The organism is Natronococcus roseus, from assembly GCF_043677095.1.
In the GTDB taxonomy this organism is placed as follows: domain Archaea; phylum Halobacteriota; class Halobacteria; order Halobacteriales; family Natrialbaceae; genus Natronococcus; species Natronococcus roseus.
Map to the genome: position 1 here is coordinate 767,654 of NZ_JBHLJR010000001.1, position 21,283 is coordinate 788,936.

The window sequence follows — 21,283 nt, forward strand, 5'->3', positions numbered from 1 at the left end:
AACAACAGAATGTCCCTCCCAATCCGATCCACCCGTACGCCCGAGGTGAGCGGATGAGCCTTCCGTATCGGCTCTCGGAACTGATCACGTCGTACTCCAAGATCGTCATCGTCGCGTTGCTGTTGACTACGGCGCTCGTCGGCGCAGGAATGCCGATGGTCGACGACGACTCCTCGCTCGACCAGTTCGAGGGCGAGTCCGCGGAAGCCGAAGCCCTCGAGGAGATGGACGACAACTTCGCCGCGGAAGGCGATGAGAACACGACCTCGGTCCAGCTGATACACAGAGACGAGGGCGGGAACGTCCTCACGCAGGAATCGCTGATCACCTCGCTCGAGTTCCAACAGGAGATCCGCGATAACGAGTCGATCAACGCGACGCTGGCCGACGACGATCCGATCACCGGCGTCGAGAACATCCTCGCGATGACCGCGATCACGAACGAGGAGATCGACGAACTCGAGGAGCGCGGCGAGGAGCTCGAGGACCGCGAGGCCGAACTCGAGGACCGCAGCGACGTCCTCGAGGAGGGTATCGATGACGTCACCGAGCTCCAGCGCGAGTACGAGGAGGCGTCGGCCGACGGCGACGAGGCCGCGGCCGACGAGATCGACGCCGAGATCGAGGCGGCGATCGACGGGGCGGTCGACGAGGCCGAACTCGACGCCGACCAGGCCGACGAGTACGAGGAGTTCGCCGAGGACGCTCGCGAGGTCGAGACCAACCGCTGGATGCTCGAGCGACAGGCCGAGCTGCCGCCCGAGGAGCTTCCCGAATACCAGGAACTGAACGAGGCCCTCGAGGAGGTCTACACCGGCGCGACGGTGGGCGTACTCGCCGAGGAGTTCGAACAGCTCGAGGAAGACGCCGCCGAACTCGAGGAAGAGCAACAGGAACTTGAGAGCCAGGCCGAAGCGCTCGAACAGCAGGAGGCCGAACTCGAGGCCCAAACTGAGACCCTCCAGTCGGGGCTCGAGGAGGTAATCGAGCTCGAGTACCAGTACGAACTGGCGAGCGCGGCCGGCGACGACGACGAGGCGGCCGCCGCTGAGGCCGAAATCGAGACGGTAACTCAGGAGACGATCGCCGAGGCCGACCTCGACGACGAACAGGCCGCCGAGTACGAGGCCGCCGTCGAGTCGGCCCGCGATGAGATCACCGTCTCCGAGGAGGAGCTCGCCGAACTCGCCGGCGGCGACGCCGCCGAGCTCGAGGCCCAGCAGGCGGAACTCGAGAGCCAGGCCGAAGCGCTCGAACAGCAGGAAGCCGAACTCGAGGCCCAAACTGAGACCCTCCAGTCGGGACTCGAGGAGGTAATCGAGCTCGAGTACCAGTACGAACTGGCGAGCGCGGCCGGCGACGAGGCGGCTGCCACCGACGCCGAGGCCGAGATCGAGGCGACGATCGACGAGACGGTCGCCGAGGCCGACCTCGACGACGAGCAGGCCGCCGAGTACGAGGCAGCCGTCGAGACGGCCCGGGACGAGATCGATGCGGACGACGCCGGTGCGGGAGCCGACGAGCTACAGACGAACGGCGCCGAACTCGAGGCCCAGCAGGCGGAGCTCGAGGAGCGCGGCGACGACCTCGCCGACCGCGAGGCCGAGCTCGAGGAACGAGTTGAGACTCTCGAGGACGGACTTCTCGAGATCGTCGAACTCCGCGCCGAGCTGGCGGCGACCGACGACGAGGCCACGGCCGAGGCGATCGAAGACGAGATCGAGGCGACGATCGACGAGACGATCGCTGACGCCGACCTGAACGGCCAGCAGGCCGCCGAGTTCGAGGCGCTCGCCGAGACCGATCCCGACGAACTCGAATCCGCCGAGGACGACCTCGAGGCGGACGACGGACTCGAAGCGCTCGCCGTCGCAGCCGCGGGCGTCCTCGATGCGGAGTTCAACCAGCTCGAAGACGACGCAGCCGAGCTCGAGGACGATCAGGAGGCCCTCGAGGCCGAGGCCGCCGAGTTCGAGGACGCGGCCGGCGACGACGTCGAGGAACAGCTCGAGCCCGCCGACGCGGGGCTCGAACCCGACGAAGACGAACTCGAGGCGGTCTTCACTGCCGCGACGGCGGGTGTTCTCGAGGAGGAGTTCGCCGCACTCGAGGCCCAGGCCACCGAACTCGAGGAGCAACAGGAGGCCCTCGAGGCCGAGGCCGCCGAGCTCGAGGACGCAGCCGACGCCGACCCCGACGAGTTCGATCCCGCCGAAGCCGGGATCGGACCGGACGAAGATGAGCTCGAGGCGGTCTTCACCGCCGCGACGGCGGGCGTCCTCGACGACGAGATCGCCGAACTCGAGGCCGAGGCCGCTGAACTCGAGGAAGGCGGTCAGGAACTCGAGGAGGACGGACAGGAGCTCGAACAGCGGGAGTCCGAACTCGACGACCGTGCGACGACGCTCGAGGACGGACTCGACGAGGTCGTCGAGCTCCAGCGCGAGTACGAGGAGGCGTCCGAGGCCGGCGACGACGAAACCGCGGCCGAGATCGAAGCCGAGATCGAGGCGACGATCGAGGAAACGGCGACCGAAGCCGAACTCGACGCCGAGCAGACCGACCAGTACACGGAGCTCGCCGAGCAGGCCCGCGAGATCGAGTCCAACCGCTTCGCGATCGAGGAGATGCCGGACGATCCCGAGGAAAGCCCCGAGTACCAGGAGCTCGAGGAAGCCCTCGAGGGGATCTACGCCGGTGCGACGATGGGCGTCCTCGAGGACGAGTACGAACAGCTCGGCGACGACGCCGAGGCGCTCGAGGACGACTGGGACGAGTTCGAGGAGGACGACGAGACGCCGTCGCTCGACGAGCAGATCGAGGCCCTCGAGGACTTGGACGACGAGGAGTTCGAGGACCTGATCCAGGAGGTCCTCGACGAGGACGACGGCAACGAGGGGGCGGGACTCGGCTTCATGCCCTCGGACTACGAGCCCGGCTCGACCGAGGCCGACGCCCGGATGACGATGGTCGCCCAGGAGACGGCTGGCGCCGACGACATGGAGATGGGCGGCGAGATGGACGCGACCCTCGAGACCCAGCTCGATCTCCGCGACCTCGCGACCCAGCACGAACAGGAGTACGTCGTCTTCGGTGCCGGCATCATCACCGACGAGATCGAGAACTCGATGGGCGACAGCTTAGCGATCGTCGGTCCGCTGGCGCTGCTGTTCGTCGTCGGCGCGCTGGCGGTCGCCTACCGCGACCCCCTCGACATCGTCCTTGGGGTCGTCGGGATCGGCGGCGTGTTGATCTGGACGTTCGGCTTCATGGGCTGGGCGGGGATCGCGTTCAACCAGATGATGATCGCCGTGCCCGTACTGTTGATCGGGCTCTCGATCGACTACGCGATCCACGTCTTCATGCGCCACCGCGAACAGCGCGAGGCCGAAGGGAAGACGAGCACCGTCCGCGGTTCGATGGCGATCGCGCTGGCCGGCGTCGGCGTCGCCCTCGTCTGGGTGACGGCGACGACGGCGATCGGCTTCCTCGCGAATCTCGTGAGTCCGATCGCCCCGATCCAGGAGTTCGGTATCGTTAGCGCGTTCGGGATCCTCGCCGCCTTGATCATTTTCGGCGCGTTGATTCCCGCGCTGAAAGTCGAGATCGACTCGCTGCTCGAATCCCGGGGCTGGGACCGTCGCAAGCGCGCGTTCGGGACCCGCGAGGGCGGGTTCACGAGCGCGCTGACGCTCGGCTCGAGCGCGGCCCGGAAGATCCCAGTGATCGTCCTGATCGCGGCCCTTCTGCTCACGGCGGGCGGCGTCTACGGCGCGACCCAGGTCGACACCAGCTTCGAGGAGGAAGACTTCCTCGCGGAGAGCCCGCCCGGCTGGACCGAACACCTGCCGGGGTCGATGGCCCCCGGTGAGTACCAGGCCGCCGACGACCTCGAGTACATCAACGACAACTTCCAGCGCGAGGACACGGAGGCACAGATACTGGTCGAGGGTGGGATAACCGACGATGGGGCCTTACAGCAGCTCAACGAGACCCAGGACGAGGCGTCCCAGAGCGACGTCGTCTACACGCTACCGAACGGCGAGGCCGACGTCGAAGGACCGCTATCCGTGATGGACGACACCGCAGCCGAGAACGAGTCGTTCAACGAGTCGTTCCAGGATGCGGATACGACCGGCGACGGCACTCCCGACCAGGACGTCGAGGCGCTGTACGACGAGCTATTCGAGGTCAACGAGGACGAAGCGAGCACCGTCATCCATCGGACCGACGGCGGCGAGTACGAGTCGGTTCGGCTGATCGTCGCGACCGACGGCGGTGCCAACGTCGGCGACGTTACCACCGAGCTACGTTCGATCGCCGGCGATCTCGACGCCGCCGGCGCGGGCGACGAGCGCAACCTCGACGCGAGCGATGGCGAACTCAACGCCTTCGCCACCGGCGATCCGATCGTCAACTACATCGTCGAACAGGACCTGCTCGAGACGGTCCTGCAGAGCCTCATGATCACGCTCGTGGCCGTCTTCGCGTTCCTGACGGTCGCGTACAAGCTCACCGGCAACAGCGCGAGTCTCGGGGCGGTGACCCTGCTCCCGGTCGCGTTCGCGGTCAGCTGGATCCTGGGAACGATGTACCTGTTGGGGATGCCGTTCAACGTGCTGACGGGGATGATCACCAGCCTCACGATCGGGCTCGGGGTGGCCTACAGCATCCACGTCAGCGCCCGGTACACGCTCGAGTTGGAGCGCCAGGGCAACGTCTGGTCGGCGATGCACACGACCGTGACGGGAACCGGGGGCGCGTTGCTGGGCAGCGCGGCGACGACCGTCGGCGGCTTCGGCACCCTCGCCTTCGCGATCCTCCCGGCGCTTCGGCAGTTCGGGATCATCACCGGGATGACGATCATCTACTCGTTCCTCGCGAGCGTGATCGTCCTGCCGACGCTGCTCGTGCTGTGGACGCGGTACTTCGGCCCGGACGTCTCGTTCGACCGCTCGAGGGTGGGAGCCGCGACGCCGGCCGCGAGCGACGGCGGAACCGAAATGGAAACGGACACGGTCTCGGAGCACGCAGGGGAGGACGAACCGTGACCGACGACGAGAGCGAGGCCATCGACGCGTTCGAGCGACTCGGCCTCACGAGCTACGAGGCCAAGGTCTTCATCGCGCTTCACCGGCTGGGGTCGGGAACCGCCCGCGATGTCGCGAGCGTCACCGACGTCCCCCGATCGCAGGTGTACAGCGTCGCCGAGAGCCTCGAGGATCGGGGGCTGCTCGAGGTCCAGCAGTCGAGCCCGATCCGGTACCGACCGGTCAGTATCGACGAGGCGGAGGAGACGCTTCAAAACCGTTTCGAGCGGGAACGGGAGCGAGCCTTCGAGTTCGTCGACTCGGTCAAGCAGGAGTCGACGACCGAGGAAACCCAGGAGGACATCTGGACGGTACGGAGCCGCGACCGAGTCGATGACCGCGTCGTCGACCTCCTCTCGCAGGCTGACGAGGAGATCGTCTTCGGGACCCGCCTGACGGAACTCGTTACGCCCGAGATCGAACGGACCCTCGAGGATCGCGCGGCCGACGCCGTCTCGATCACCGTCATCAGCAGAAACGGGACCGTCCGGGACCGCCTGGGTGCGATCGACGGCGTTGTGACGGCCATTCCGCCGGCACACCGCGACGACGATCAGCGTTCGGGCCGGATCGTGATCGCCGACGAGGACAGTATCCTGTTGAGCGTCGTCGACGACGACGGGAGCGAAACGGCGATCTGGAGCGCGGGTTCGCTGTTCGCCTCCGTCCTCATTCAGCTCATCGAGGCGAGCACGGCGACGCCCGAATCGGAAACGACGTAACCGTAACCGACCGGACTCGAGTTAGTGTCCTTCGCGGCGCATCCGCCAGAGATCGTCGAAATCGACGACCTCGATACCGTCCTCGCTATCGATGTGCTCCAGGAGTTCCTCGTAGTCGGCTTCGTCCATCGTGTTCTCCAGATCGAAGGCGTGGAAGTTCAGGATCGTACACTGGCGGTGTTCGGCGGCGAGATCGACACACCGCGTCGCGATCTCGAGGTCGTGGCCGATCGTTCGCGGGAGCACCAGCGGATCGAAGCCGTAGACGCCGGTGAGGTTGACGTCACCGGCCTGGTTGAACCCGCCGGCGTAGTAGTAGTCCGACGCGACGTCGAGGACCGTCCGATCGAAGCTGTTGTGCGGGTACGTGATGTAGTGGCCGCCTTGAAGCTCGTTGTCGACGGCCCACTGTTTGTCGCCCTCGAGGGACTCCCTGAGCTGGTCTTCCTCGAGGTCCTCGAGGAAGACGTGGCTCCCGTGGGCGATGATCTGGTCGCCGGTCTCCTGGCGCTCCTGTAGCTGCTCGAGAGTCATGACGTCGTCCCGGGACCCCTGGGTCCACTGCCGAACCGCCGACTGGACCGCGTTGACGCCGTACTCGTCGTGGAGCGGACTCGCGGCGTCGTAGAAGTCGGGCGTCCCGTCGTCCCAGCAGAGCACGACGTACCCGGTCTCGGGCCTGTCGTGAACCCGGAGGTCGTCGACCCACACCTCGGCCTCGTCGGTGTTGTAGACGAGCAGCTGGATCCGTTCGACGGCGTCGCGCTCGAGCGGCGCCGATCCCTCCTCGAAGACGCCCGGGCTCGTCCGGAACCAGCCGACGTCGTCGGCGCCGTAGGAAACCGAGCGGAGCTGGTGGTGAGTCGATCCGCCGGCGGCGTCCACGAGCCGGATATCGACCGCGACGTTTCCGGGAGTGGTCGTTCGAACGGCGAGCGAGAGATCGCGATCGGTGAGGTCCGTCGATTCGATCTCCCGCTCGACGATGACGTCCTCGCCGTCCTCGGCGGAGAGTCGAAGGCTCTGGGAGCCCTCGAACGCGACCTCCTCGTCGGGCTCGGCGGAGCCGCGAACGACCTCCCACTCCTCGGCGTCCTCGAAGTCGTCGAACCCCTCCCCGGGCTGGCCGAACTCCTCGCGGCTGTCGTACTCGGTCTCGAGTGCGAGTTCGGGGGACTCGACCTCGTCTTCGTCCTCCTCCTCGTCTTCGGATTCGTCGTCACCCTCGTCTTCAGTGTCGTCCTCCGGTGGGTCGTCGTCACCGTTCGTCGTCTCGTTCGTCCCATTGCCGTCGTCCTCGGACGTGTCGGAGTCGGAACAGCCGGCCAGGCCGGTGGCCATCGTCGCTCCGGACAGCGCGAGGAATCGTCGTCGAGTGTTCGGTCGGTCCACCATAATATAACTTGTATTGAAAGTCAATCCTCTTTATACTTCTGTCTGACTTGCTGACGAATCCCTCCGACGAAGCGGTTCGGAGCCCATGGCCGGCTCGAGCCAGGGTCTCGATACGTCCCTCCACACGAAAGCCCCGACCTCTTCCCGTCGCCGACGCTACGACAAGCGCTATGATTGGCGCATTCACCGTCGGGAAGAAGGCCGTCACGTTCGGGTACAAACGCTTCGGCATCCCGGGAGCCGTCGCCTCCGGAGGGGTTGCCCTGGCGGGATACGTCGCCGTCCGTCGGGCGCTGCAGTCGGCCTCGGAATCGGGCGACGTCGATTCGGCCATCGACGCGACGACGATCGAATCCGCCGTCGAGGACGACGGAATGGGCGCGGTTACCGATTCCGAGGTCCTCGAGGATGCGATCGACCGGGACGAACTCGAGTCGGACGTCGAGATGGACGACGTGCAGTCGTCGGTCGAGGACGAGGCCGACGCCGCCGAGGACGAACTCGACGACGTCGACGGCGAAGACGACGAGACGACGGACGAAGGCGACGAGAGCTAGACGTCGGCGGTCGAGCGATCCTGCCCCGTCTTCGAGAAGACACCCACGCCGTTATCTCACGAGCGTCAGCAACTCACAGGAGAGCGCGACCGCCCCGTCGTCGGTCACGAGGCGCGTCTCGTAGCGGGCGAGGCCGTTGCCCACGGGGTGATCGCGAGGCTCTTTCTCGATCAGTTCGGACTCCGCGTGAACCGTCGTTTCCATCGTGACCGGCTCGGTAAACCGCAGGGAGTCGACGCCGTAGAACGCGACCGTCTCGGGTCGCTCGTGGCGGTGTTGCCAGAGCAGCCCCGTCGTCACGGCAAACAGCAAGGCGCCGTGAGCGATCGGCTCGCCGAACGGCAGATCGGCCGTGTAGCTCTCGCTCAGGTGCAGCGGGTTGAAGTCGCCGCTGACCCCCGCGAACTCGCGCACGTCGGCCTCGGTGAGCGTCCGCGAGTGGGTGATCGTCTCGTCGCCGACCTCGAGATCCGCGAACCTGACGGCCCCGTCGTCGTTCGCGTCGCCCATCTACCGGCCCTCGAACTCCGGCTCCCGGTCCTCGGCGAACGCCGCGGTCCCCTCGCGGACGTCGTCGGTGCCGATGAGCAGGCCGAAGCCCTGGCTCTCCATCGCCAGCGCCGCCTCGAGGCTGGCGTCCTCGCCGCGGTTCATCACCTTCTTCGCCACCTCGAGGCCGATCGGCGGCCCCTCGCGTAGGTCGTCGACGAACGCCTCGACCGTCTCGTCGAACTCGTCGCGATCGACCGCGCGGTTGGCGAGCCCCCAGTCGGCGGCTCGCTCGGCGTCGATGTGGTTACCCCGGAAGACCAGTTCCTTCGCGCGCGTCTCGCCGAGGACGCGCATGAGTCGCTGCGTCCCGCCGCCGCCGGGAATGAGTCCGAGGCCGATCTCCGGCGCGCCGAACGACGACCGCTTCGTCGCGATCCGGAGGTCGCAGGCCAGCGCGAGCTCGAGGCCGGCGCCGAGGCAGTAGCCGTCGACCTTCGCCAGTACGGGGCGAGGGAACTCGTTGACCGTCTCGAAGGCGGGCGTCACGTCCATCGCGTCGGTGGGCTCGAGCGAGCCGAAGCCGCCGATGTCCGCGCCGGCGCTGAACGCGCGGTCGCCGGCTCCCTCGATCGTCGCGCAGCGAATCTCGTCGGTGTCGACCGTCGAGAACAGGTCGTCGATCTCGCCAAGCAGGTCCGCGGAGAGGGCGTTCATCCGCTCGGGACGGTCGAGTTCGACCTGCAGGACGCCGTCGTCGATCTCGGCGTCGAGATAGCGGTAGGAGTCGAGGTCGCCCGCGTCGGCGTCGCCGTACTCGTGAAAGCCCGCGCCGGCGTCCTCGCCCGTTTTCCCCGCCGCGACGAGCTCGCGCAGGTACGGGTGGGGCTCGAACCGATCGTCGCCGGTCTCCTCGAGTTTGGTCTCGAGCTTCTCGAGGACGGTATCGAGCCCGATCTTGTCCGCGCGACGGCAGATCCCCTCGGGGAAACCGAGACCGAGGCGGACGCCGATATCGATCGCCTCCGGCGTCGCGACGTCCTCGCCGACCAGGTAGGCCGCGCGGTTGATCATCCGGGCCTCGACCTGCAGCGTGTCGAACCCCTCCCCCTGGCCGGGTTCGTAGTCGGGACCGTCACCACTCTCATAGTCGTAGAACCCTCTGCCAGTCTTCTTGCCGAGCTCCCCCGCCTGCACCTTCTCCGCCGTAATCGGCGGGACGTCGTCACCGGCCTCCTTGCGGACGTGGTAGCCGACGTCGATGCCCGTCAGGTCGGCGAGTTCGAACGGCCCCATCGGGTAGCCCCGTTCGTGGACCATCGCGGCGTCGGCCTGCCGAATCTCCGCATCTCCCGCCGAGACCATCCAGGCCGGTTCGCCGACGAACGGACCGACGATGGTGTTGACGACGAAGCCGCGGACGTCCTTGCGGACGTAGATCGGCGTCTTGCCGATCGACTCGACCCAGTCGTGGCCGGCCTCGGCCGCCCCGTCGCTCGTCTCCGCGCCGTAGATGACCTCGACGAGGTCCATCTTCACCGGCGGGTTGAAGAAGTGCAGGCCGAGGACGCGCTCGGGGGTGTCGACCGCCTCCGCGATGTCCGTGATCGGCAGACTCGAGGTGTTCGTCGCCAGCAGGGTGTCCTCGTCCGCGTAGCGCTCGAGGTCGGCGAAGATATCGTGTTTCAGCTCGAGGTTCTCCGGCGCGGCCTCGATCACGAGATCGGCGTCGGCGACGGCGTCCTCGAGGTCGGTCGTGGTCTCGATCCGCTCGAGGATCGCGTCGGCGGGCTCGTCGAGACGGTCCTTCTCCTCGAGTTTCTCGAGGCTCCACGCGATCGACTCGTAGCCGTCTTCGACGTACTCGGGCTCGATATCCCGGAGCGCGACGTCGTACCCCGCGATCGCGGTCACTTCGGCGATTCCGTGACCCATGTTCCCCGCGCCGAGGACGGCGACGCGTTCGATGGTGTCGTCTGACATGGCCGTGTGATCGGTCGGAGTCGTCTTAACTCCACCGAACTTAGTTACCAATGTTAACCAATTAGCTGTAGCGGCGTACGAACTGTGTCAAATCAACTCAGACGCGTACGACGCTAACTGACGTCGTCGCGTCGTCGATAGATCGTGTCCGCGACCCAGCTCATGACAAGCTCGTCGTCCCCGTTGTACGTCTCGAGCCGGCTCGTCACGTACCCCCGATCCTCGCGGCTCTCCGAGGGCCGCTTCTCGAGCACTTCGGTTCGCACCGAAAGCGTGTCGCCGGGTTTAACGGGCTGGTGCCAGCGCAGCTCCTCGACGCCGGGGGACCCCATCGCGGCCCGGTCGTCCTCGTCGTCGGGACCCTCAACGAGCAGCCGCATCGACATCGCGGCGGTGTGCCAGCCCGAGGCGACCAGCTCGCCGAACATCGACTCCTCGGCGGCCTCCCTGTCGACGTGGAACGGCTGGGGATCGTACTGCTCGGCGAACTCGACGACCTCCTCTTCGGTCACCTCGTACTCGCCGAACTCGCGGGTCTCGCCGACCTCGACGTCCTCGAAGTACCGCATCAGAGCGGTTCCTCCCCCTCGATGATCCGCACCGCGCGCGCGGCCAGCGCGGGCACCCGTTCCTCCATCTTCGGGTACATCGGATCGTCGCTGTTACCCTCGAGATAGCGCCGGAAGAACATCTCCCCGAGCGCCGCGAGCTTGTACACCGCGAGCGTGCGGTAGAACCGCTCGTCTGCGAACTCGAACCCGGTCCTCGACTCCCAGCGCTCGACCAGCTCGAGCCGGCTCGGATACCCCTCCCGTTCCATGAACGTCGCCGTCAGCTCCGGAACGGCGGGGTCGGGGTCCTTGGGGTCGCGCCAGTAGGATAGCATCCACCCCAGGTCGGCACGGGGGTCGCCCAGCGTGGCCATCTCCCAGTCGAAGACGCCGACGAGTTCCGGCGTCGCCGGCTCGCGGATGTCGTCCGCTCGCTCGTCCCGGGACGCGTCGCGTCCCGCTGGGCCATACATTACGTTATCCAGTTTGTAGTCGCCGTGAACGAGCGCGTGCGGGTGCTCCTCGGGGACGTTCTCCTGGAGCCACGAGCCGACCTCGTAGAGGTCCGGCACCTCACGCTCTTCGACCGTGGTCTCGAAGGCCCACATCAGCTGCTGGCCCCAGCGTTCGACCTGCCGTTCCGTGTACCCCGGCGGGTAGCCGAACTCCTCGAGCCCGACCGCCTCGTAGTCGACCTCGTGGATCGCCGCCAGCGTGTCGACCAGCTCCTCGCCGATCCGCTCGCGCGAGTCGGGATCGGCGAAGCGGTCGGGTTCGTCGTCCCGGAGAACGTCGCCCGCGAGTCGCTCCATCACGTAGAAGTCGCTGCCGATGACGTCGTGGTCCTCGCAGGCGAGCACCGGCTCGGGGATGGGGACGTCGGTGTCGACCAACGCCTTCGTCACCCGGTACTCCCGGAGGACGTCGTGGGCGGTGTCGGCCGTCTCGCCCGGCGGCGGCCGCCTGATCACCAGCTCGTGGTCGCCCCAGGTGAGAAGCAGCGTCTCGTTGGAGTGACCCTCCCGATGACGTTCGATCTCGTAGGTCTCGACGGTGCCAAGCTGGTCCTCGAGGTAGGCCGCCAGGGCGTCCTCGTCGACCAGCCGCTCGTAGTACGTGTCGGTCATGGCTCGAGCCGATCGGCCCGCTGGTCCGTCGAGGCGTCCCGATTCGTCGACTGCGTCGAGTGGGTGGGTGCACGCGGCATGGTACTACCCGCGGTCCGATTAACGAAAATAGTTACGACCGAAACCTTATCTTACAATGTTCGTGTAGCTAGGGTATGGAGTACCACGACAGCGATCGGGCGCGCGAGCTGGCTGCTGACGTTCGCGAGTTCGTCGACGAGGACGTGATCCCCGCCGAGCGGGAGGTCCTCGGCGAGGGTCCCGTCTCGGAGGGGACGGTCGAAGAGCTACGCGAAGCGGCCCGCGAGCGCGGCCTGTACGCCCCGCAGGTCAGCGAGGAGTACGGCGGACTGGGCCTCGCCTTTCGCGACGTCCTGCCGGCGTTCGAGGAGGCGGGCCGCAGCCTGCTCGGCCCGCTGGCGCTGCGGGTCGACGCGCCCGACGAGGGGAACATGCACACCCTCGAGATGGCCGGCACCGACGAACAGAAGGAACGGTGGCTCGAGCCGCTGGTCGACGCCGAGATCCACTCGGGGTTCTCGATGACCGAGCCGATGCAGGGCGGGGGGTCGGATCCGAAGATGATTCGGACCGAAGCTCGAAAGGAGGGCGACGAGTGGGTAATCGACGGCCACAAGTGGTGGACAACCCAGGGCAGCGAGGCCGACGTCCTGCTGGTGATGGCCCGAACCGATCAGGAGGCCCACCCCTACGAGGGGTGTTCGATCTTCCTCGTGCCGAGCGACGCCGACGGCGTCGAGTACCAGCGCGACATCCCCCACGTCGGCGGCGAGGTGACGGGGACGAGCCACGCCGAGATCGTCTACGACGGCGTGCGGATTCCCGAGGAGAACCTGCTGGGAGCCGAGAACGCCGGCTTCGCCATCGCCCAGAAACGACTCGGCCCCGCGCGGCTCACGCACTGCATGCGCTTTTCGGGAATGGCCCAGCGCTCGCTCGAGGTCGCGAAGGCCTACACGAGCGAGCGAGAGGGGTTCGGCAGCGCGCTCTCGGAGAAACAGAGCCTGCGCTACGGGATCGCCGACGCCGAGACGCGGCTCCACGCGGCCAGAACGATGGTCCGCCACGCCGCCCGCGAGATCGGTGAGGGGCGGGAGGCCCGCGTCCCGGTCTCGATGGCGAAGGTTTTCACCGCCGACGTCGTCCAGGACGCCGTCGATCTCTCGATCCAGTGCTGTGGCGCCAACGGGATCGGCAAGGACCTGCCGCTGGCGGACTTCTACGAGAACGTCCGCGCGTTCCGCCTCGTCGACGGCGCCGACGAGGTCCACAAGCGCGTGATCGCCCGCGACGCCTTCGAGGACGTCGACGAGCGCGAACTCGACCCCGTAACGCGGTTCCGCGGCTGAGGTCCGCTGACCCGCTCAGGTCGTGTCGAGATCGAGCCGCGAGAACGTCCAGTCGTCGATCGAGCTGTTTTCGACCGCGGCGCTGCCGTCGAGGTCCCGCGCCAGCAGCGTTCGCGACGACGGCCGAACCACCGTCGAGAGGGGTGGCCGCGTATCGGGGAAGAACCGGTACCGAATCGGCCTCGGCAGCGTCTCGCCGAAGGCCGTGACGAACTCCCGGCGCTCGCGGTCGGCGAGCGCGGCGACCAGCAGTCGTTCGAGCGCACCCCGTTCGGCCTCGAGCGCTCGTGGGACCGCCTCGACGATCCGGACGCGGTCGTCGACGTCCGCGGTGACGAGCGCGGCCACCGGCTCGCCGTCGCGTCTCGCGACGTACGTCGTGTACGCGTGTTCGGGGTTGGCGAGCCGCCAGCGGTAGAACGTCGCCGTTCGGTTCGTGTGCATCGCCTCGGGGATCGATCGTCGGTAGGCCGTCGCGAGCGCCTCGGCGGGCGTCGATTCGTGGCGCTCGAGGGCGATCTCCGCGTCAGGCGCCAGGAGCCGATCCCCGGTTCGATGGGCACCCTCGGCGACCCGAGTTGTAAACGATTTCGCGACCGCGGTCGCAGCGCGTCCGTCGGCCCGCGCCGGCGCTTCGGCTCCCGTTCCGGCAGTCCAGCGCTCGAGGGCGCCGACGGGATCCCGAACTCGGTAGTACAGCGGGACGGTGCCGATCTCCCGCCAGCCGTGGTTGAGATTTCCTCGCTTCGAGGCCTCGTTCGGGAAATTGAAGAAGAAGGCGGGGCCGCGTTCGGCGTACCGCTCGAGGGTCCGTTCGTTCATTCGGTCGAACAGCCCGCGCCGACGGTAGTCGGAGTGAACCATCGTATCGCAGGGCTGGAACGCCGTCCGAACCGCGCCGTGGCCGCGCATCTCCTGGGCGAACAACGAGCGACAGCCGACGAGTCTGCCGTCGTCCTCGGCGACGACGATCGGAACGTGGTCGACGTAGGGGTTGTCCTCGTACTTCCAGCGGAACCAGGCGGACGACCGCCCGCGACCGAACACCTGCTCGTACAGCGAGAGGAACGCCTCTCGGTCGCCGGACTGGAACTGCCGGATCGTAACCCGTGACGTCCGTCGACTGGCCGTTTTCATGGTGTGGAGATTGTACAGCGGTTCATCCGGGATCGAGCGCGCCACCGATCACGTTCGTTCTCCACCGGACTCGTAGATAGTTCTTGAGCCTGAATACGCCGTAATTTACGGGATAGAGAACTTCTAGAGTCGATCGACGTCATATACGCGTACACGTTTTGGAGCGAGATCGCCTCCCCGATCCGTCAGGCGTCTCGCTCTCCGTCGACGATCTCGAGGACCTCGAGCGGTGACTCGATACGGTAGGCGACGGCGGGGCCGTCCTCGGCGCCGAAGGCGACCCCGTGCAGTCCCGCCTCGTCGGCCCCGCGGACGTCGTGGTCGTACCGGTCGCCGATCATCAGCGATCGTTCGGCCGGGACGCCCGCCTTCTCGAGAGCCGTCTCGAACATCGCGAGATCGGGCTTCGTTCGGCCGACCTCCTCGGAGGTCGTGATCGAGTCGAACCGCTCGCGGACGCCGAAGCGCTCGAGCATCCACTTCCCCTCGTCGTCGTCGACGTCGCTGACGACGCCGACGTGAAGCTCTCGGTCGGCCAGCCGCTCGATCGTCTCCACGGCGCCGGGAACGGGTTCGATGGATTCCCGGGCGGCTGCCCGAAACGCCGGCTCCCACTCCTCGCGGGGGACCGGGTCGCCGACGACCGCCTCGACGCCCTTCCGGTAGCCGTCGCGGGCGGCCCGAAACTCCGTACCCTCGCGTCCGCGGAAGTGATCGCCGACCGTCGACCGCCAGGTCGCGAGCGCCTCCTCGATCGTCGCGTCGACCGCGCGGCGCTCGAGGAGCTCCGCGACGAACGCGACGTGAGCGCTCCGGACCGACTCGAGGTCGAGGATGACGCCGCCGATATCCCAGAAGACGGCCTCCCACTCCTCGACTGTGTCCGGATCGCCGGCGCCGTCGTGCGAACCCGGACTCATCGCTCGGCCCGCCGAATCGTCGATCGGTCGAGTTCGTCGACGCTCGCACAACCCGAGAGTCCGACGGTGAGATCGAGGTCGGCGAGGAAGTTCCGCAACACGGCCTCGACGCCGTATTCACCGCCGATGCCGAGCCCGTATGCGTACGGTCGTCCGAGCAGGACGGCGTCGGCGCCGAGCGCGATCGCCCGGACGGCGTCGCTGCCCCGGCGAATTCCGCTGTCGAACAGCACGGGGACGTCGTCGCCGACGGCCTCGGCGATCTCGGGGAGGGCCTCGAGCGCCGGGACGGCACCGTCGACCTGGCGCCCGCCGTGGTTCGAGACGATTAGGCCGTCGACGCCGTGCTCGACGGCGCGTCTGGCGTCGTCGGGGTGGAGCACGCCCTTGAGGACGATCGGCAGATCCGTATGCTCGCGCAGGAACGAGAGGTCGTCCCAGGTGAGCGAGGCGTCGCCGAAGCAGTCGATAAACGACTCGAGCGAGGCCTCGGGGTCGGCCCACGGATCATCGGTCTCGAGGCGGTCGCAGAAGGCGTTGTCCTCGAAGTAGTTCCTGATCCCCTGGCCCTCGAGGAAGGGCAGGTAGGCGAGTTCGATGTCGCGTTCGCGCCAGCCCATCTTCGGCGTGTCGAGCGTGACGACGATCGCCTCGAACCCCGCATCCTCGGCGCGCTCGAGAAAGCTCGCGGCCACGTCGCGGTCGGCGCTCCAGTAGAGCTGGAACCAGCCCGTCGTCTCGAGTTCGTCGGCGATCTCCTCCATCGTGTACGAGGAGACGGAACTGGAGATCATCGGTACCCCGACGGCGTTCGCTGCACGGGCGACCGCGAGTTCGGCCTCGTCGTGGAGGATTCCCTGGACGCCGATCGGCGCGAGAAAGACGGGTGCGGAGAGCTCGCTGCCGAACAGTTCGACCGAGAGGTCGCGATCGGAGACGTCCCGAAGGATGCGCGGGACGATCTGCCAGGCGTCGAAGGCGCGGTCGTTCGCCTCGACGGTCGATTCGGCGCCCGCTCCGCCGGCGACGTAGGCGAACGCCTTCTCGTCGAGCTCCTCGCGGGCCCGCTTCTCGAGGTCCTCGTAGGCGACGGGAAACTCGGGCGGCTCACCCTCGAGCATTCCCTGTCGGTACACTGTCTCCTGTCGCTCCGGCCCGTAGTTGGTGTCTTCGCCTGTCATAGTGGTGCGAAAGCGGCGACGAGCGTCGCCAGAGTGTGCGTACTGGTGACGATTCACCTCGACGCCCTTAACGATGCGGGAGTTGTACCTATCTTTATTAACAGTGTCTTCATATTGTCTACTGCATCTAACAATGGTAAGCATACTCGCAGCGGGTGATCGCCGATGAGCACCGACCAGTTCGGCGTCGACGGCGACGTCGCGATCGTTACGGGCGCCTCGAGCGGGATCGGCGCGGCGATCGCGAAGGGGTTCGCCGACGACGGGGTCGACGTTGTGATCTGCTCGCGCGAGCAGGACAACGTCGATCCCGTCGCCGAAGAGATCGAGGAGAGCGACCGACCGGGCGGGGCCCTGCCCGTCGAGTGTGACGTCACCGACCGGGAGGCCGTCGACGCGCTGGTCGAGGCGACCGTCGAGGAGTTCGGCGGACTGGACGTTCTCGTCAACAACGCGGGCGCCTCGTTCATGGCGAGCTTCGACGACATCTCCGAAAACGGCTGGAAGACGATCGTCGACATCAACGTCCACGGCACCTACCACTGCACGCAGGCCGCCGCCGAACACCTCAAGGACGGCGGCGGGATCGTGATCAACCTCGCCAGCGTCGCGGGGCAGCTGGGGTCGCCGTACATGAGCCACTACGGCGCCGCGAAAGCCGCGGTCGTCAACCTGACGACGACGCTGTCCTACGAGTGGGCCTCTGAGGGAGTGCGGGTCAACTGCATCGCGCCCGGCTTCGTCGCGACGAAGGGCGTCGAAAACCAGATGGGCATCTCGGCCGACGAGGTCGACCGAACGGAGGTAAAACGGCGGATGGGGACCGTCGACGAGATCGCCGACCTCACGCAGTTCCTCGCGAGCCCCGCCTCCTCCTATATCGTCGGCGAGACGATCACCGCACAGGGGGTTCCGCGCGTCGAGGAGTCCCCCGAGATATGACCGACCGGGACGTCCACCTGCCCGTCGCGGCCCAGCCGAGCGTCGACTCGCTGGCCGACTACGCCGGACGGGCCGAGAGCGGCGGGTACGACTGCGTCTGGCTGCCCGAGACGTGGGGTCGGGACGCGGTGACGGTGCTTTCGACGATCGCCGAGCGAACCGACGAGGTCGACCTCGGCTCGAGCATCGTCAACGCCTACTCCCGGTCGCCCGCCCTGCTGGGCCAGACCGCGGCGACGCTCCAGGAGGCCAGCGACGGCCGGTTCCGGCTCGGGATCGGCCCCAGCGGCCCCGTCGTGATCGAGAACTGGCACGGCCTCGAGTACGGGAACCCGCTCAAGCGGACCCGCGAGACCGTCGAAATCGTCCGGCAAGTGCTGTCGGGCGAGCCCGTCAACTACGACGGCGACGAGTTCTCGCTGTCGGGGTTTCGGCTCCGCTGTGGAGCGCCCGACCCCGCCCCGCCCGTCGAGGTGACCGGGATGGGACCGAAGGCGGTCGAACTCGCAGGGCGGTTCGCCGACGGCTGGCACGGCATTATGCTCACTCCCGACGGCGTTCGGGATCGGCTCGCGGATCTCGAGCGCGGCGCCGACCTCGGTGATCGGGATCCGGCGGACGTCGCGGTCACCGTCGGCGTCACCTGCTGTGCCCTCGGGGACGACGCCCGTGCCCGCGAACTCGCCCGCCAGCACGTCGGGTTCTACGTCGGCGGGATGGGCACGTTCTACCGGGACGCCCTCGAGCGCCAGGGGTACGACGAGGCCGAGACGATCCACGACGCCTGGCAGGACGGTGATCGAGAGCGGGCGCTCGAGGCAGTCTCCGACGAGTTGCTCGACGATCTCTGTGCCGTCGGTGATTCTGAGACGGCTCGAAAGCGACTCGAGCGGTTCGAGACCGTCGACGGCATCGACGCCGTCGCGGTCAGCTTCCCGCGGGGTGCCGAGGAGAGCGAGATCGAGGCGACGATGGACGCGCTGGCCCCCGCCCCGAAGAACTGACCGGCCCGGAGACGGGCGACGAACGGCGAATCCGCTCGTCGCGGTTTTTAGCTTCTCTCCGGGAACGAATCGATCGGCCACCAGCCCCGATCGGCGATCCCCGTGTGGATCTGCGCGATCAGCCCCAGCAGCGGGAGCTCGAGCAGCGGCCCGATAACCAGCGCCAGCGGGATCAGGGGCTCGTGGGGGGAGTCTGATTCGAGGTGGGTAAAGTTTATACAAACAGCTATGGAAATCGGAGTCGAGATGAGCGAGAAAACCAAGCGAGTCAATCTCGCAGTGTCCGAAGAAAAGAAGCAGAGATGGGAGGAATACCAGCAGAACGATCCTGAACTACAGTCGATGGCTGATTTGGTTCGGACTGCTGTCGAACGTGAGATAGCTCGAGATAGCCAAGAGACTCCCGTTGAATCGGGAGCATCGGATCGAAAGGTAGCAGAGGTCTTGGATGAAGTGACTCGGCTCAGCGACCAAATGAGAAGCTTCGAGGGCCGTCTCAAGAACATCGAGGATCAGACGACGACTAATCCTGAGATCGAGCGGCTGAAGGGAGAGGTCTATGATCTCCTTCCCGATGAAAAGCCCGGTACTGAGGGATGGGAAGATGAGGTCTATACGATCAATAAGGCGAGTGGAGAGGGAACGACAGAGGGTATGCCGGACGGATGGGAGGGAACTCCGGACGCTTTCGCTGATGCTCTCAGTGAGCCGATTCATCTCGTAGAAGAAGCCGCTGAGAAGCTCCACTCGGAGAGTCGGAGTGTTCTGAAAACTGAGGATGGAGAGTACTACATTCACCGATGAGCGACTCTGAACTCTGTGGAGTCACTCTGAACGATGGGGTGAGTAGTTGCTCGAATAAGGCCAACTACGAGGATGGGAAGTGTGGGATCCATAGCGACTATTCGGATTATCAATCCAGTCGAACGATCGAGGATCGAGAGATGCAGCAGTTCCTCCGAAGGGAGCAGCGTGATCCGAATAGTAGCTCAGGGATGTATAGGAACCGAAAGACGGGCTTGAAAGCACTATCAGAGTGGCTCGAGGTAGAAGGCCCGGATGGAGTTCGAGAGATGACTCCTCTCGATGTAGAAGACTATGCGATTTGGCTTCAGTCGGCCGATGGCCGGGGAGTATCGGAGCCGACTGCTCAGAACTACATCGATCAGTTATCAGCCTATGCTCAGCATCTCGAGAAGAAGGGTGAGGATATCGAAAACCCAGTTCGTGATGCTGATCTCCGGCTCAATACCGAGTCTGAGATGAGCAAGCAGCTCAAGAACGATACTGGATACGTCGCTATGAGTCCTGATCAGTTCGATCAATTCATGGATCACCTCCCCGCTCCGACTTCGAGGAATCAGTTGCTCTTTCAGTTGATTTGGGACTGTGGTCTCCGACCGATCGAGGCCACTCAAATCGAATACCGTTCCGATATAGACCGTGAGAAGCGTCAGATTCGGATTCGCTCGGAGAAGAATAAAACGAACAGTAGCCGAGTAGTCTTCTATAGCGAGACTGCTGAGACGATGCTCGCTGAGTGGCTGGATTGGGGAGAACGGAATCGCTTCAATACCGCTGAAAGCTCTCCATACCTGTTTATCAGCCGAGAGTCAGAGCAAATGACCTCGAGAGGTATCAACTACATTTTCCGACAGACTGCTCAGGAGGCTGACCTCTACGGAGAGGAGGTCTATACTGATGCTGGAGGGAACCCTCAGTACGATCTAAAAACCTACTCACTTCGCCACGGGTTCGCTGAGAGGATGGTTGATAGGGGAGTAGACCTCGAGACTCTCAGGGCTACGATGGGTCATGAGACGATTGAGACGACGAAACGCTACGTCAATCCCGACCTCGAGACTCGCCGCCGCCGGATCCAAAGCGCATTGGACGACTGAAGGCTACGATCGATTCTAAGGCTTCTGAGTGTCGCTCTCATCAATCTCCTCGAGTTGTAAGTCCCAACCACTGTAGAGAGATAGGATCGATTGTATGGAGCCTCACGGACTCTCAAAAACCGATCATTATGATCCAATCATAGGATCCAGCAAGATAAGATAGGTTAGAGTAGCTACTGGAACCGTTATTAGAAAATAGATGAGAACTGGGTTGATTCGATTTGTGATTTTTTGACCGGTATTCGTGGCTTCAAGTAATTTCTTCGCTATCCAAAATGCCACTATAGCGGGAAGCAACGAGAGTGAGAAAAGCAACAAGTCTGGGAAAAAGTAGGTTATAAACCCAACAGGTAGTAGAATACTTGATCCGATGATCACAAATTGTAATTTATTGTACACTTCGGTTAAGTCGGAGCTGTGTTCATCAATTGTATTCTGATTTTGCTTGATCCAGCTCTCATATTGTGAGATAGTTGCCGAATGAGGCTTCTTACTCACTTTTAGATGAGTATCTTGCTCTGAGAAGGGTTTCAGCTTTGGAGCAGATAGAATACTGATTGCGATTTTTATCCCGTCATATAGCTCGCCTAACAATAGTATTGATCCCAAGATAACGATTACAGTCGAAAAGAGGACGACCAAAGTGAAAAACGCTGAATCGACTATATCTGGGTTATAGACCGGGAGAAAGGGATCAAACTGGATGCTGAAATTCGTAATAAATATAGATAGAGCAGCTATGGCTATTCCAAAGAAAGCTAATAATGATCTCACAACGGAGAGAGCTTGATCTTGGATATGCTGATAGACGGTTATTTGGCCAGAGAATATGTCTGCCGCTTCTTCTTCGGAGATATAGACTGTCTCACCTTCCCCTTCTTCAGCCATCACCCCATATCTGAATTATCGGATGA

General features: G+C 65.0%; 17 protein-coding genes and 1 pseudogene. 8 read left to right on the forward strand and 10 right to left on the reverse strand.

The genetic code is table 11. The features are described from left to right. The first annotated feature begins 53 nt into the window (after positions 1–53). Complete coding sequence (locus ACFEMD_RS03970; protein ID WP_394739588.1) at positions 54–5,051, forward strand: MMPL family transporter; 4,998 nt, start codon at positions 54–56, stop codon at positions 5,049–5,051. Continuing rightward, positions 5,048–5,812 carry a TrmB family transcriptional regulator gene (locus ACFEMD_RS03975; protein ID WP_394739589.1) on the forward strand — a complete coding sequence of 255 codons (765 nt, stop codon included), beginning with the start codon at positions 5,048–5,050 and terminating at the stop codon, positions 5,810–5,812. Before ACFEMD_RS03970 ends, ACFEMD_RS03975 begins: the two co-directional genes overlap by 4 nt. Positions 5,813–5,833: 21 nt before the next feature. Here ACFEMD_RS03975 and ACFEMD_RS03980 read toward each other — a convergent pair whose 3' ends face one another. Then, the gene (locus tag ACFEMD_RS03980; protein WP_394739590.1) at positions 5,834–7,207 is read right to left on the reverse strand and encodes a polysaccharide deacetylase family protein; all 1,374 of its coding nucleotides are present in this window, start codon (positions 7,205–7,207) and stop codon (positions 5,834–5,836) included. 170 nt (positions 7,208–7,377) lie between these two features. Here ACFEMD_RS03980 and ACFEMD_RS03985 point away from each other — a divergent pair, with 170 nt between their 5' ends. After that, positions 7,378–7,764, forward strand: coding sequence for a hypothetical protein (locus ACFEMD_RS03985; RefSeq protein ID WP_394739591.1), 387 nt, complete (start codon positions 7,378–7,380; stop codon positions 7,762–7,764). Between the two features lie 51 nt (positions 7,765–7,815). On the opposite strand, the gene ACFEMD_RS03990 is transcribed toward ACFEMD_RS03985, so the two are convergent. The 4 genes from ACFEMD_RS03990 to ACFEMD_RS04005 all read right to left on the reverse strand — a co-directional run bounded on the left by ACFEMD_RS03990 (position 7,816) and on the right by ACFEMD_RS04005 (position 11,914). Then, complete coding sequence (locus ACFEMD_RS03990; protein WP_394739592.1) at positions 7,816–8,274, reverse strand: MaoC/PaaZ C-terminal domain-containing protein; 459 nt, start codon at positions 8,272–8,274, stop codon at positions 7,816–7,818. After that, on the reverse strand, positions 8,275–10,236 hold the full coding sequence (locus ACFEMD_RS03995) for a 3-hydroxyacyl-CoA dehydrogenase/enoyl-CoA hydratase family protein (RefSeq protein ID WP_394739593.1): 1,962 nt from the start codon (positions 10,234–10,236) through the stop codon (positions 8,275–8,277). It abuts the gene before it with no gap. Positions 10,237–10,349: 113 nt separating this feature from the next. Beyond that, positions 10,350–10,805 (reverse strand): MaoC family dehydratase, encoded by a 456-nt coding sequence (locus ACFEMD_RS04000; protein WP_394739595.1) that lies wholly within the window; start codon positions 10,803–10,805, stop codon positions 10,350–10,352. Next, positions 10,805–11,914, reverse strand: coding sequence for a phosphotransferase family protein (locus ACFEMD_RS04005; protein WP_394739596.1), 1,110 nt, complete (start codon positions 11,912–11,914; stop codon positions 10,805–10,807). The genes ACFEMD_RS04000 and ACFEMD_RS04005 overlap by 1 nt, the downstream gene beginning before the upstream one ends. A gap of 155 nt (positions 11,915–12,069) precedes the next feature. Here ACFEMD_RS04005 and ACFEMD_RS04010 point away from each other — a divergent pair, with 155 nt between their 5' ends. After that, on the forward strand, positions 12,070–13,284 hold the full coding sequence (locus ACFEMD_RS04010) for an acyl-CoA dehydrogenase family protein (protein ID WP_394739598.1): 1,215 nt from the start codon (positions 12,070–12,072) through the stop codon (positions 13,282–13,284). Positions 13,285–13,299: 15 nt separating this feature from the next. Here the strand turns inward: ACFEMD_RS04010 and ACFEMD_RS04015 are convergent, their stop codons facing one another. The 3 genes from ACFEMD_RS04015 to ACFEMD_RS04025 all read right to left on the reverse strand — a co-directional run bounded on the left by ACFEMD_RS04015 (position 13,300) and on the right by ACFEMD_RS04025 (position 16,522). Then, positions 13,300–14,421 carry a GNAT family N-acetyltransferase gene (locus tag ACFEMD_RS04015; RefSeq protein ID WP_394739772.1) on the reverse strand — a complete coding sequence of 374 codons (1,122 nt, stop codon included), beginning with the start codon at positions 14,419–14,421 and terminating at the stop codon, positions 13,300–13,302. Positions 14,422–14,606: 185 nt separating this feature from the next. Further along, on the reverse strand, positions 14,607–15,341 hold the full coding sequence (locus ACFEMD_RS04020) for an HAD family hydrolase (protein WP_394739600.1): 735 nt from the start codon (positions 15,339–15,341) through the stop codon (positions 14,607–14,609). Next, positions 15,338–16,522 carry a lactate 2-monooxygenase gene (locus ACFEMD_RS04025; RefSeq protein WP_394739602.1) on the reverse strand — a complete coding sequence of 395 codons (1,185 nt, stop codon included), beginning with the start codon at positions 16,520–16,522 and terminating at the stop codon, positions 15,338–15,340. Before ACFEMD_RS04025 ends, ACFEMD_RS04020 begins: the two co-directional genes overlap by 4 nt. A 165-nt stretch (positions 16,523–16,687) precedes the next feature. Between ACFEMD_RS04025 and ACFEMD_RS04030 the strand changes: the two genes are divergently transcribed. Continuing rightward, positions 16,688–17,464: an SDR family NAD(P)-dependent oxidoreductase gene (locus ACFEMD_RS04030; RefSeq protein WP_394739603.1), complete on the forward strand. Its 777-nt coding sequence runs from the start codon at positions 16,688–16,690 to the stop codon at positions 17,462–17,464. After that, a complete protein-coding gene (locus ACFEMD_RS04035) occupies positions 17,461–18,468 on the forward strand; it encodes a TIGR04024 family LLM class F420-dependent oxidoreductase (RefSeq protein ID WP_394739604.1) in 1,008 nt (335 codons plus the stop codon). Before ACFEMD_RS04030 ends, ACFEMD_RS04035 begins: the two co-directional genes overlap by 4 nt. Before the next feature lie 47 nt (positions 18,469–18,515). Here the strand turns inward: ACFEMD_RS04035 and ACFEMD_RS04040 are convergent. Next, positions 18,516–18,692 (reverse strand): annotated as a pseudogene (locus tag ACFEMD_RS04040) (arsenic resistance protein); the annotation flags it as partial. Between the two features lie 22 nt (positions 18,693–18,714). Between ACFEMD_RS04040 and ACFEMD_RS04045 the strand changes: the two are divergent. Beyond that, the gene (locus tag ACFEMD_RS04045; RefSeq protein ID WP_394739605.1) at positions 18,715–19,272 is read left to right on the forward strand and encodes a hypothetical protein; all 558 of its coding nucleotides are present in this window, start codon (positions 18,715–18,717) and stop codon (positions 19,270–19,272) included. A gap of 140 nt (positions 19,273–19,412) precedes the next feature. Next, positions 19,413–20,369, forward strand: coding sequence for a tyrosine-type recombinase/integrase (locus ACFEMD_RS04050; RefSeq protein WP_394739606.1), 957 nt, complete (start codon positions 19,413–19,415; stop codon positions 20,367–20,369). Positions 20,370–20,495: 126 nt separating this feature from the next. Here the strand turns inward: ACFEMD_RS04050 and ACFEMD_RS04055 are convergent, their stop codons facing one another. Continuing rightward, complete coding sequence (locus tag ACFEMD_RS04055) at positions 20,496–21,257, reverse strand: hypothetical protein (protein WP_394739609.1); 762 nt, start codon at positions 21,255–21,257, stop codon at positions 20,496–20,498. Positions 21,258–21,283 lie beyond the last annotated feature (26 nt).

Excerpts from the sequence above, each read along its gene's own strand:
- ACFEMD_RS04050 (WP_394739606.1), top strand. The coding sequence starts at position 19,413 with ATGCAGCAGTTCCTCCGAAGGGAGCAGCGTGATCCGAATAGTAGCTCA.
- ACFEMD_RS04035 (WP_394739604.1), top strand. The coding sequence starts at position 17,461 with ATGACCGACCGGGACGTCCACCTGCCCGTCGCGGCCCAGCCGAGCGTC.
- ACFEMD_RS03980 (WP_394739590.1), bottom strand. The coding sequence starts at position 7,207 with ATGGTGGACCGACCGAACACTCGACGACGATTCCTCGCGCTGTCCGGA.
- ACFEMD_RS03985 (WP_394739591.1), top strand. The coding sequence starts at position 7,378 with ATGATTGGCGCATTCACCGTCGGGAAGAAGGCCGTCACGTTCGGGTAC.
- ACFEMD_RS04010 (WP_394739598.1), top strand. The coding sequence starts at position 12,070 with ATGGAGTACCACGACAGCGATCGGGCGCGCGAGCTGGCTGCTGACGTT.
- ACFEMD_RS03970 (WP_394739588.1), top strand. The coding sequence starts at position 54 with ATGAGCCTTCCGTATCGGCTCTCGGAACTGATCACGTCGTACTCCAAG.
- ACFEMD_RS03990 (WP_394739592.1), bottom strand. The coding sequence starts at position 8,274 with ATGGGCGACGCGAACGACGACGGGGCCGTCAGGTTCGCGGATCTCGAG.
- ACFEMD_RS04055 (WP_394739609.1), bottom strand. The coding sequence starts at position 21,257 with ATGGCTGAAGAAGGGGAAGGTGAGACAGTCTATATCTCCGAAGAAGAA.
- ACFEMD_RS04005 (WP_394739596.1), bottom strand. The coding sequence starts at position 11,914 with ATGACCGACACGTACTACGAGCGGCTGGTCGACGAGGACGCCCTGGCG.
- ACFEMD_RS04015 (WP_394739772.1), bottom strand. The coding sequence starts at position 14,421 with ATGAAAACGGCCAGTCGACGGACGTCACGGGTTACGATCCGGCAGTTC.
- ACFEMD_RS04000 (WP_394739595.1), bottom strand. The coding sequence starts at position 10,805 with ATGCGGTACTTCGAGGACGTCGAGGTCGGCGAGACCCGCGAGTTCGGC.
- ACFEMD_RS03995 (WP_394739593.1), bottom strand. The coding sequence starts at position 10,236 with ATGTCAGACGACACCATCGAACGCGTCGCCGTCCTCGGCGCGGGGAAC.
- ACFEMD_RS04045 (WP_394739605.1), top strand. The coding sequence starts at position 18,715 with ATGAGCGAGAAAACCAAGCGAGTCAATCTCGCAGTGTCCGAAGAAAAG.
- ACFEMD_RS04030 (WP_394739603.1), top strand. The coding sequence starts at position 16,688 with ATGAGCACCGACCAGTTCGGCGTCGACGGCGACGTCGCGATCGTTACG.
- ACFEMD_RS04020 (WP_394739600.1), bottom strand. The coding sequence starts at position 15,341 with ATGAGTCCGGGTTCGCACGACGGCGCCGGCGATCCGGACACAGTCGAG.
- ACFEMD_RS04025 (WP_394739602.1), bottom strand. The coding sequence starts at position 16,522 with ATGACAGGCGAAGACACCAACTACGGGCCGGAGCGACAGGAGACAGTG.